The following is a 12,628-nucleotide window of genomic DNA, read 5'->3' as shown; positions in this document are numbered from 1 at the left end:
GTGACACGGTCTGTCGTACTGAGGTGGCGGTAGTGATTGTTCATGGCAACACCATACTCGATTAGAGGGTGTTGCACTTAGTTATTGAGGCCGCGCGGTTTCGACTGTACGCTCAAGATTCCGGGGGAAAAGCTGGCGGGATGCTCCTCCATCCCACCAGCTTTCTTTCTGTTTAAAATTTTCATAATCCGCAGTTAACCCAGATTTTCCATACCATCCTGCAATCCTCTGAATGAATTCATCTGGTGAGATGAGTTACCTATCCCAAGAGGGTCACTCTTCCTCATTCTCCGATGAGCACTGAACGCCCCACCCATCGCATCTGCGGGCAAGGAACCAAGATCCGCCTCATCCACTACGCTTTTACCTTGCATTTGACTACTTGCATACCGGTCAACAGCCTCCCATTGAGAAAGCAACTTATTGATGTCAATAACACTTGAACCCAACTGAGATGATTGCTTCTTGGCAGGCATGGCGCCCAGATCTGCAAACTTAATACTTGACTGCGAGGAACTACCAAACTCAATCGAACTTGCTGTATCTGCTTCTCTCTTCCCTTTGCGAGTTGGAGCACCCGGCTTTCCGGGCGCTGTCCCAGAGCCATCATTGAAATTAGAGGTGTGACCGGCGGGCGCCGCATCTGCACCATTCCCAACCCCCTGATTACCATGACTAACAGACAGCCGGAAAACATCTGAAGTGGAGAGACTACCTTCAGTATTTCCTGTCGCCGCAACGCGGTCAGTAACCGTCACCTTGATATCAACATAACCAACCGACTTGGGAGTATGCCCAGAGAAGGTTTGAGTTTCTGCGTCAAACTCAAGCCATTCGGGAAGCTCAGAGCCATCGGCAAGTGTTGCTGTGTAATCCAGAGAGTCGCCCTGATCCGGATCGTCGAAGCTACCTTCCGGGATCTGCCACGAAAATGGCTTATTGAAGGTAAAGTCCTGATCATTTAAAGCAGTCGCAACCAACGGAGCATCATTGGTTCCCTGGACATTAACCGCGAGACTGGAGGCAACCTGCGCATGACCATCTGTTACCGCAAAGTCAAAACGGTCAGTCACTTCCATGCTCCGACCCAGAGACTGGATGGCGTCGCTTTCGTTGTTCAGGGTATATGTATAATCTCCGTTTTCTGCCAAAGCCAACGTGCCGTATTGCCCCTCGAAGTTACCCGGCTCTGCGATCGTCAGCACATCGGTAGCATCGATATCACTGTCATTGGCCAGGACATTTCCCTCCGCAGCAATGATCTCGTCTTCCTTCACCGTCTCGAAATCTGATTCGGCCACAGGAAGATCATTAGCACCTACGACAGTTGCCTCAATAGTTCCTGTATCCGTTGCGCCCTTATCGTCAGTGATAGTGTATGAGAACGAGTCTTCAACGGATTCGCCCTCCGCCAGATACTGGAAGCTGTCACCTATGCTGTATGTGACTTCTCCATTGCCCAAGGAAACTTCGGCACCGACCTGAGACTCTCCCACGGAGACCACACTCAGAATATCTTCCGGATTGGGGTCGGTATCATTTGCCAGCAGGGCGTCCGTTTCAACGCTCAGCGAAGCCTGGTCCTCACCGATAGTGATATTGTCCATGTTGGCAACCGGCGGCCGATTCATCAGCAGCGCGATACCATCCCGGTCCAGAACCGTGCCATCATCAAACTCCATGGAGTTGATGCCTTCCTGATTACCAAACCAGTCTGCGAGCACAAATGAATCTGAAGTCCCCAACACTCGCACGACCATATCGTTGCCAACCCGGTCAGCCTCAAGGTCGTACTCTGTCAGAGCTCCTCCGACATAGAACGAGTTCTGGCCCTGAATGTCCCGGAACGTATCCATGCCATCGCCGGGGCGGAAAACATATCGGTCGTTTCCGGCACCACCAGCGAGAACATCGTCCCCTTTGCCGCCGGCAAGAACATCATCCCCGGCTTCTCCAACCAGAGTGTTGTTGGCCTCATTACCCTGAAGCCAATTGTCCAGGTCATTACCCGAGCCACTTAGGTTCTCGGGGCCAACAAGTGTGAGATTTTCGACATTTTCACCCAGCGCGAAATCAACACTGGACTCTACCGTGTCTTCACCTTCACCAGCACTCTCAAGGACTCTATCGCCCACGCTATCAACGATGTAATTATCGTTACCGCGCCCGCCATAGAGGTTATCCGCCCCGGCTCCACCGTTGAGCCAGTCATCACCGTCACCACCTTGCAAAATGTTGGCGGAGGCGTTGCCGGTAATCGAGTTGTCTAGCTCGTTCCCGTTGCCATTAATTTCACTGGCACCCGTAAGGATTAGGTTCTCGACGTTGGCATCAAGGCTATGGTCAGAGCTGGCATAAACAGTATCGACACCCTCGCCAGCCTGTTCCAGAACCGCATCTTCGGGGTTATCCACAATGTAAACGTCATCTCCAACGCCACCAGCCATGACATCAGCACCACCGGCGCCATCCAGCACATTATCGCCAGTGTTTCCAGTGATCACGTTATCAAGAGTGTTACCTGTGCCGCTGAGATCGCCATCACCGGACAGCACAAGGTTCTCGACATTGTCGGCCATTGTATAGTCGATTTCCGCTTGTACCGTGTCGGTACCCTCATGGGCGTTCTCCAGCACCGAATCACCGACATCATCGACAATATAATGATCATTCCCGATGCCGCCGCTCATCAAATCAGCACCAGTACCGCCATCCAGGGTGTCGTCACCACCTCTGCCCATCAACGTATCGGAACCGCCAAGGCCCTTGAGAATGTTTTCTCCGTCATTACCAATCAGCGTATTGTCGGAACCATTACCGTCAGTGTTCAGCGCACTTGAACCCACTAACTCAAGGTTCTCCACGTTCTCACCGAGGGTATAGTCGATACTGGCTCGAACAGTGTCTATGCCTTCTCCAGCATTTTCCGTGATAACGTCGGCCGAACTATCAACTACATAAGTATCGTCGCCGACCCCGCCCTGCATTACGTCCGCACCATCGCCGCCGTCCAGAAGGTCATTTCCGGCTTGACCGAACAGCTGGTCACGGTCCGATCCGCCTAGGATCGTATCGTTACCTGCGCCACCAATGAGCGTATCATCACCACCGTTGCCCAAAAGCTCATTGTTGCCGACATTACCAAGAATCTGATTATCAGAGGCATTACCGGCACCGCTGATATTCGCATCACCTGTCAAAGTGAGATTTTCAAGATTTTCACTCAGGGTGTAGTTGGCAGAGGTCATCACGTGGTCGTTGCCTTCACCAGCGTTCTCTTCAGTGACATCAGCCGAGTGATCGACAATGTAGGTGTCGTTACCAAGACCACCAACCAATGTATCAGCACCAGCCGCACCATCCAGCACGTTATCACCACTGTTACCCGTGATGACGTTGTTAAGGTTGTTACCGGTGCCATCCAGATCTTCGACACCGGTCAGGGTCAGGTTCTCAACGTTGCTGGTCAGCGTGTAATCAATGCTGGACTGAACATGATCCGTGCCGCCCCAGTAGGACGTTTCTGACACCACGTCACCGGCATCATCCACCACGTAGGTGTCGTTGCCGGAACCACCACTCATGGTATCGGCGCCGGTTCCACCATCCAGGGTGTCATGACCGTTGTTGCCAACGAGGGTGTCACCACCCGCCAGGCCACGCAGCGTGTTACTGCCGTTGTTGCCACGGATGACATTGTCGAGTTCGTTGCCCGTTCCGCTGATGCCGCTGTAGCCGGTCAAGGTGAGGTTTTCGACATTGTCCGTCAGGGTGTAACTGACTCGGGACTGAACCGTATCGGTCCCCTCGCCCGCCAGTTCCGTCACCTGATCACTGCTGTTGTCCACAACGTAGGTGTCGTTACCGGTGCCGCCGGCCATGCTGTCTGCACCGGAGCCACCGTTGAGCGCGTCGTTGCCAGCATCGCCCGTCAGTTGATCGCTGCCGGCACCGCCGTAGAGCTGGTCGTTGCCATCCCCACCCAACAGGCTGTCATTTCCATTGTTGCCATAGAGGCGGTCATCGCCTGCCAAGCCATCAAGCACGTTGTTACCACGGTTGCCTCTGATGACGTTGTCCAGCTCATTGCCGGTACCATCAATATCGGCGCTACCCGTCAAGGTCAGGTTTTCAACATTATCCGTCAGGGTGTAGGTGATGCTGGACTCTACCGTGTCCGTGCCCTCGCCCGTCAGCTCAGTAACCTGATCGCCGGCATCATCCACCACATAGGTATCATTGCCTGCGCCACCTGCCATGACGTCTGCACCGCTGCCACCATTCAGGGTGTCGTGTCCCGCATCACCTGTAAGCTGATCGTTCCCTGCACCGCCATTGAGGCGGTCATTACCATCGCCGCCCATCAACGTGTCACTACCGTCCCCGGCATTCAGGGTGTCATGACCGCCCTGCCCGTCCAGCAGATTATCGCCGCTGTTACCCGTGATGACGTTGTTGAGGTTGTTGCCGGTGCCATCCAGATCTTCGACACCGGTCAGGGTCAGGTTCTCAACGTTGCTGGTCAGCGTGTAATCAATGCTGGACTGAACATGATCCGTGCCGCCCCAGTAGGACGTTTCTGACACCACGTCACCGGCATCATCCACCACGTAGGTGTCGTTGCCGGAACCACCACTCATGGTATCGGCGCCGGTTCCACCATCCAGGGTGTCATGACCGTTGTTGCCAACGAGGGTGTCACCACCCGCCAGGCCACGCAGCGTGTTACTGCCGTTGTTGCCACGGATGACATTGTCGAGTTCGTTGCCCGTTCCGCTGATGCCGCTGTAGCCGGTCAAGGTGAGGTTTTCGACATTGTCCGTCAGGGTGTAACTGACTCGGGACTGAACCGTATCGGTCCCCTCGCCCGCCAGTTCCGTCACCTGATCACTGCTGTTGTCCACAACGTAAGTGTCGTTGCCGGTGCCACCGGCCATGCTGTCTGCACCGGAGCCACCATTGAGGGTGTCGTTGCCCGCACCACCTTCAATCTGGTCCTCGCCATAACCACCTTTGAGCATGTTATCGCCGGTATTACCAAGAATGGTGTTGTCGAGGTTATTACCGGTGCCGTTGATGTCGCCTGCGCCGGTCAAGGTGAGGTTCTCCACATTGTTGGAGAGGGTATGACTGACAGAGGAATAGACGAGATCGCTTCCTTCGCCGGATACTTCGCTCACCTCGTCGCCTGCATGGTCAACAATGTAGGTATCATCGCCCGCCCCACCAGCCATACTATCGGCGCCGGCCCCGCCGTCGAGGGTATTAGTGCCGCTGTTACCGAGGATCGTATTGGCTAGCCTGTTACCAGTGCCGTCAATATCAGCCTCGCCGGTCAGGGTGAGGCTCTCTACGTTGTCAGAGAGGGTGTAAGTAGCTGAGGAGAGGACCGTGTCGGTGCCCTCTGCCACCTGCTCAACCACACTGTCCTGCGTATGGTTAACTATATAGGTGTCGTCACCTGCGCCACCTACAAGGACGTTAATCCCATCATTCGAAGTGATGAGGTTGTCCAGCGCATTACCGGTACCTCTGAGAGAGGCGTTGCCGGTCAGGGTAAGGTTTTCAACATTATCGGATAGCGCGTAGTCGGCCGAAGCTATGACTGTATCAAGCCCCTCATCAGCATTTTCGACAACAGCATCCGCACTGTCGTCCACCACGTAGGTATCATCGCCCGCACCGCCGATCAGCGTGTCGATGCCGGTACCGCCATCCAGAGTATTGTTTTCGGCATTGCCCGTGAGGATGTTGTTCAAGGCATTCCCGTTACCCTCCAGTGCAGCCGATCCGGTCAGTACCAGGTTCTCGACGTTCTCCGCCAGGGTATAACTAACACCGGCTTCGACAGTATCGACGCCTTCACCAGACGCCTCAAAGACGCTGTCATCGGTATTATCCACCACGTAGGTGTCATCGCCTGCAGCGCCAATCAAGGTATCGGCCCCGGTGCTACCGTCGATACGGTTCGCGGCATTGTTGCCGGTAATGGTGTTGTCCAGGGAATTGCCGGTGCCGTCTATCACTTCATTACCGGCAAGTTCCAGGTCCTCGACACTGCCTGTCAGGGTGTAACTGACAGAGGCATCAACCGTGTCGTGGCCCTCGCCCGATGACTCTACGACCCGGTCACCGGCATCATCCACCACGTAGCGATCATTACCATCGCCACCGGCCATGCCGTCGGCACCACTGCCACCATCAAGATAGTCAGCGCCGACATTGCCGAGCAAAGTGTCATTGCCGGCCATGCCATGCAGCGCGCTATCGCCGCTGTTGGCCTGCAGAACATTGTTCAGACTATTGCCGATGCCAGTAAGCGCCGCCCCTCCCTTCAGAGTCAGGTTTTCAAGGTAATCGCCAAGGGTATAGTCGATAGAGGCTTCTACCGTATCGAAACCTTCATAAGCCGCTTCGGCCACCTCGTCACCGGTGTGGTTGACCACATAGGTATCATTGCCGGCGCCGCCGGTCATGGTATCGGCGCCATCGGCACCATCCAGACGGTTGCCACCCGCATTACCAGTTAAAGTGTTATTCAGATCATTACCGATACCATCTATACTTCCCGATCCGGTCAGGGTCAGTTCCTCGACGTTTTCACCCATGGTGTGACTGGCGCTGGCGAAGACCCGGTCATAACCTTTACCCAGGCTCTCGACAACACTATCGCCGGAGTTGTCCACGAAATAGGTATCATCACCTTCACCGCCGACCAACGTGTCTGCTCCGAGTCCGCCATCAAGCGAATCATCTCCGGAGAAACCCTCAAGCACATTGGCCCCACCATTGCCCTTAAGTGCGTTATCCAGATTATTACCGGTACCATTAATCGACGAGTAACCGGTCAAGGTCAGGTTTTCCACGTTATCGACGAGTGTATAGCTGACACTGGCCTTCACTGAATCGACACCTTCGCCATGTACCTCGACGACTGCATCATCCATGTTGTCGACCACATAGGTGTCGTTGCCGCTGCCGCCTTCCAGCGTATCAGCACCTGCCCCACCGTCTAGCGTATCGTTCCCCTCCAGACCCTGCAGCAGGTTATCCGCAATGTTGCCGTTGATGGTGTTGCCAAGTTCATTGCCAATGCCATCAATCCCATCGGTGCCGCTCAGAGAGAGGTCCTCCAGATTGTCGCCCAGCCTCCATGTGACGCTACTCTGGACCGTGTCGGAGCCCTCGCCTGCGGACTCGAAAATCCCATCTTCGGACCGATCCACGATATAGGTATCGTCGCCGCGCCCACCGACTAAGGTGTCAGCTCCTGCTCCGCCATCCAGGCTGTCGTTTCCATCCAGTCCATGCAGGGTATTGTCGGCATCGGTACCAGTGAGGGTGTTGTCCAAATTGTTGCCGGTGCCGGTCTGCGCATCGTCGGTTAGGGTCAGGTTCTCGACATTGTTACCCAATGTGTAATCAAAGGGGCTGACTACCTTGTCGATACCTTCATGCCCTGACTCGACTACACTGTCGCCAGCGTCATCCAGAATGTATATATCATCGCCTTGACCACCCGCCATGGTGTCAGCACCTGAGCCACCGTCCAAAGTGTTGTTCCCACGGTTGCCGCTGATCACGTTATCCAGCTCGTTGCCAGTACCATCAATGGCACTGGAACCGGTCAGGGTAAGGTTTTCCAGATTTTCTCCGAGCGTATATGCACTGCTTGTTCGTACCGTATCCGTGCCCTCACTGGCCTCTTCGGTCACCGTGTCACCGGCATTGTCAACCACGTAGGTGTCATTGCCCGTACCGCCGATGAGGGTGTCAGCGCCTCCACCGCCATTCAGCCAATCGTTACCCTCCAGGCCTCGCAAAGTGTTCGCGCCATCGTTGCCCCTGATGACATTGTCGAGCTCATTGCCGGTGCCATCGATGTCCGGCTGGCCGGTGAGAGTCAAATTCTCGACATTGTCGGTCAAGGTGTAACCAATAGCCGATTCGACGGTATCGATTCCCCCTCCACTGTTTTCCTTGACCGTATCTCCGTCACTCTCCACCACATAGGTGTCATTGCCGCTGCCGCCAAGCATGATGTCTTCACCGGCGCCACCATTCAGTTGATCGTCGCCGGCGAGCCCTTGCAGCGTATTGTTGGCACTGTTTCCGGTGAGGGTATTGTTCAGGGCGTTACCCACTCCGCTTACGCCTTCCTCACCGGTCAAGGTAAGGTTTTCCAGATTGTCACCTAGCGTGTAATCAAGATGGGTTTGGACCGTATCGAGCCCATCTCCCATCTTTTCGGTAACAGTGTCTTCAAGGCTATCGACAATATAAGTGTCGTTGCCTTGACCACCCGCCATCACATCAGCACCCGCTCCACCTTGTAATGTGTCGTCGCCACTCCGGCCATGCAGGATGTCATCTCCAGTGCCACCGCTCAGAGTGTTGCTGCCGCTGTTGCCTGTGAGCGTGTTGTTGAGGCCGTTGCCGGTGCCGTTCATGTCCTCCTGCCCCATGAGGGCAAGGTTCTCCACATTGTCACTGAGCATCGCCGAAGTTCGGGCCTCAACGGTATCGATACCACCATCTACCTCTTCGATGACGGTGTCGCCAGCATCGTCAACGATATAAGTATCGTTGCCGGTGCCTCCCACCAGGGTGTCGGCGCCGCTGCCGCCATCAAGCCAGTCATCACCGTTGTGACCATAAAGGGTGTCACTACCTTCACCGCCCGCCAGAATGTCATTAGCCTCCGTACCTTCCAGGGTATCGTCCTCCGAAGACCCCACCTGCAAGGCATCAAGATCCAGCTCGCGGCCATCGGCAAACCGAACCGTATCAACCCGGTGTTTCCCTTCTGCCAAACTGCCAAACCAGTTGGCAATCGCGACACGGTCGTTACTGCCGTAGCGCAAGAAAATCAGGGCGTCTTCTTCCGCCGAAATGTCCAGATTCCCGGCGCGAATTCCGGCGCCAAATTCAAGCGCGTCTTCGCCGGTATCACCGTGGGTTTCCATGATAGTGTCGTTCCAATCGCCCCGATCGAAACGATAGGTATCGTTGCCGGCACCGCCATAAAGGGTATCGTTGCCACTGCCGCCATTCAGGGTGTCATCCCCCTCACTACCCAACACCAGGTCGTTTCCGCTGCCACCGGCAAGAGTATCCCCGGTCACATCGCCGGTTAGGATCTCAGAGGCATGGCTGCCCGTACCATCGGTCTCTATGTTGCTGTAACCAAACTCGGCCAGGGCTGCCTGTACATCAGGATTGTCACCATCAGTCTCGAGCCAACCGTAGAGCGTTCCAAGGCCGTCCCATCCCATGCCGGTGAGATTGCTGCCTGCCATACGCTGCAAATCAAGCAGGTCGCGAACCGCTTCGCTTGGCGCTTCATCAAAATGCGACTCCAGGGTGGCCGTGACGTTACTGAAATCGAAGGCCAGCCCGGCACCGTTCATGCCAAGATTAATGGCATCCATGTAGGGTTTGAGGCGGGTCTGCAGCAGCAGGCCGTCGTAAACCGATGAGCGCAGGCTCTCGTATGCCTGCTCAAGAAAGTTAATCTGGGCACTGGATAACGGTACGTAGACATCTTGGGTGGCCCCATAAAGCCGATGCACCGAGACACCATCAGGACCAGACGAGTTGGTTGAAATGGAAATAAACTCGTCCGCCCCCGTGCGAACACCTTCCGGCTCAATGTCTACAAAGGTCATCCCATTAAACTGCTCAAGCAATCCGACCAGTTTCGTTACGCGAGCCTGCTCAGCAAGCAATGCCTCGAGGCGTTCCTGGTACTCTTCACTAAAGCGCGAAGATTCAAGCGAGCTGCCGCCGCCATCATCCTGCGAAGACCAGCGGCTACTTACTTGAATTTTGAGCATGGAACGGCTCAACCCGGGAACCAAGTAATTAAGGTTGTACCCTTGGTCATCCGCCTTCTCAATGCTGGTTTCACCAGAGGAGCTAGCCGCCCACTGTTCAATCAAGCGATCAAGCCGAGCCAGTTGCTGACTCTTGGTCGTGCCTTGCGCATACTCTTCAACTGCAGCGGCCAGTTCAGGAGAGAGGCTTGAGGCCTCCTGGAGGTCGCGCAGGTGACCGGAACCACGCATGTTCGGGAGTGTTTCTGCCTGCTCGGTCAAGGGGACGGAATCGTCAAATTCGCGATAGAAGGGATTGTCGGCCAGATCAATGTCCGCCATGTTCCCAGTAACTTCACCCAGAGCCCCTTCGGAACCATCGGTTTTGATATAGGATCCGAGGTCGGCAATGGCGTTGCCGTTGGCAAGAACCTGGTTGTTCTCTTCTTTTGCCACATGAAAGCCGGCGACACCCAGCTCTTCCAATGTTTTCAGTTCGCCTTCGTCGGTTTTGCCATCGGAGTTTAAATCCTGCCAGACACGCAGCTTGTCCCAGTTGGCATCATTGGCGTCAACGATGCCGTCGCCATTGGTGTCTTCTGCAGCGAGAGCGGCGAAGCCATCGGCGGCTTGACCAACTACGTCGCCATTTTCGTCCAGCAACGGTGTGGAATCGCCGAAGAGCTCGGTGCCGTTGTCAATGAGGCCGTTTTCGTTGCGGTCAAGAACCAGATAGCCATCATCAGGCTTGACCCAGCCGGTGGCATTGGCCGTGCCATCGCCGTCGTGGTCGAAGAGGATGGGATTAGCGGAGTCGATACCGGTGGTTTCGAGGCCATCGCCGTCGAGATCCAGAGTTAGAGGATCGCTGCGTTGGATCCAGTTGCGTGCATCTGAGAAACATTCGCTAACATCATCGAAAATCCCGTCAATATCTTGCATTAAATCATTAAAAAAAGACTGGGCATCATCCATAAATTCAAACAAAGGCTCAAAAAGCTGATCTCGATACTGCTCGAATGATTCCCAAAACCCCGGATCCGATAAAGTATCAACTATGTCATCGAAGACCTCTTCAACAGAATCCAGATTTGTTGCGATGGCGAAACCAGACGCAATTGCCACCGCCACTGCAGCCCCAGGGGCAGCTACAACCACACCTATCGCTGCCAACGTACTAAGGCTTGCGCTCGTTAGCCCAAGGACATTACTAGGCGAAATAGTGCCTTTATGATAATTTGATAGATTATTGGCAACCTGCATTCCTAAAGCAGAAATGTTAGCACCAAGACCAAATGGAGTAGATGCGAGTATTGCCGCTGCCAAACCGTAAGTATTGGTTATAACGTCCAATCCGTTCTCGCTATTAGCTAAGTTCTCCCCGCTCTGGTAAGCACCCACAAGATCTGGTATATCCTTATAATTCACCTTAGCCATAACCATCCCTCAAAAATATTTATAACTTAGCCGCAAAGAACATCAAAAGAATCAGAAACGATAATACATTAGACGCCCTCAAAGCACCTGCAACCTTGCGATCTCCGCAATCTTTTACTCTAACCTTCCAAACATCCCAAACATATCTTTTACCATCATCAAGCGACTCATAAAGCGCGCTTTTAGCAACCAACCTTATCAAGTAATTAAAAAGCAACGATAAAAATAGCAAAACTAAAATAAAGTCATCAGAGCTAACAGAGAAATCTCGCTGAGAATCCATCAATGAACAGAAAATATAACCAACACCAAAGACAAAAGACAAACAAAAAACAAAAAACAAAAAACAAAATGCCCGGCGATCCAAAGAAGAAACATTCAAAGAAAAAACCTCCCGAAAATTAGGAGGTCTTCGCTTGCAACAAATAAACGAATGAACATTCCAAAACAAAAGAACAGCTCCAATTACAAAAGATACAAACAAAGCTGACACTAACAACCACTCCAAAGACCGATGACGCCGACACGGCATAATAAAATTAAAATCAAGATCAATCATGACCACAATCAAAAAACAATCGATCACTCACTAAAAGATTAACAGGGACATTATGGGCTATAAAAACAACCATAATCTTCCCATTTATTTTATTAACAGTTCTTGCAAGATCTTCCGCTGATTTGTCGTCCAAATTGGAAGTAGCTTCGTCGTGGATTCAACCAAACACCGCTAGCTGCCTGAAGACTACTAATTGCTATATCTCTCGCATCGCCCTCAGAAACATTATTGACTAAAGGGGCGGCCCCTACTGGAGTAGTATAATAACCATAAACGGTACCAACTGCTTCAATCGTACTCTTTTCCATGAGTCTTCCTCATCTCCATAGCCACAAAGTAAAAACTAAACAATAAAAAAACAAAAAAATATAATCCCACCCAAAAGGGGGCTTTACTAGCATTACGCCCTACATCCTCTATGGTATCATTCCTAGAAACTATAGTTTTACCTGAGACATCTAGCCTTACTAACCGGTTCTGCTTTAAAAACAAATAAACAGGTTGCTCATACCACCACACCGTCACACCTCTTCCTTCCAAACCTTCCTTCTCATGAAGCCCCATATGGCCTGAATAGCAATTGTACATCGCTCCTAATCCAGAACCACAGGTGAAGAGTTTAGTTTCTTTTCCGTTACGGACACCAACCTTCCATCCTTTTCTGCTGGATACTTTCTTGTGATATAAAATACCCTTATATAAATTTAAGTCATTTAAGCTAGGGAGACTCTGAATAAGTCCCCAAAATCAGCGATAATACGGCCATCGTCAACCGCATAGGATCGTTGCCACCATGGATCAGATCACCTTCTCCGAA

General features: G+C 53.0%; 2 protein-coding genes. Both read right to left on the bottom strand.

Annotation, left to right across the window (positions count from 1 at the left end; genetic code table 11):
- Positions 1–194 precede the first annotated feature (194 nt).
- Positions 195–10,946 (bottom strand): Ig-like domain-containing protein, encoded by a 10,752-nt coding sequence (locus BY454_RS16810; protein WP_181049731.1) that lies wholly within the window; start codon positions 10,944–10,946, stop codon positions 195–197.
- A 325-nt stretch (positions 10,947–11,271) separates the two neighbouring features.
- The gene (locus tag BY454_RS16805; protein WP_146082728.1) at positions 11,272–11,811 is read right to left on the bottom strand and encodes a hypothetical protein; all 540 of its coding nucleotides are present in this window, start codon (positions 11,809–11,811) and stop codon (positions 11,272–11,274) included.
- Positions 11,812–12,628 lie beyond the last annotated feature (817 nt).

It is taken from the genome of Marinobacter persicus (assembly GCF_002934325.1).
GTDB classification, from domain to species: Bacteria; Pseudomonadota; Gammaproteobacteria; order Pseudomonadales; family Oleiphilaceae; genus Marinobacter; species Marinobacter persicus_A.
The sequence above is the reverse complement of the archived record's forward strand: the minus strand, read 5'-3'. Positions and strand labels throughout refer to the sequence as shown.

Excerpts from the sequence above, each read along its gene's own strand:
- BY454_RS16805 (WP_146082728.1), bottom strand. The coding sequence starts at position 11,811 with ATGATTGATCTTGATTTTAATTTTATTATGCCGTGTCGGCGTCATCGG.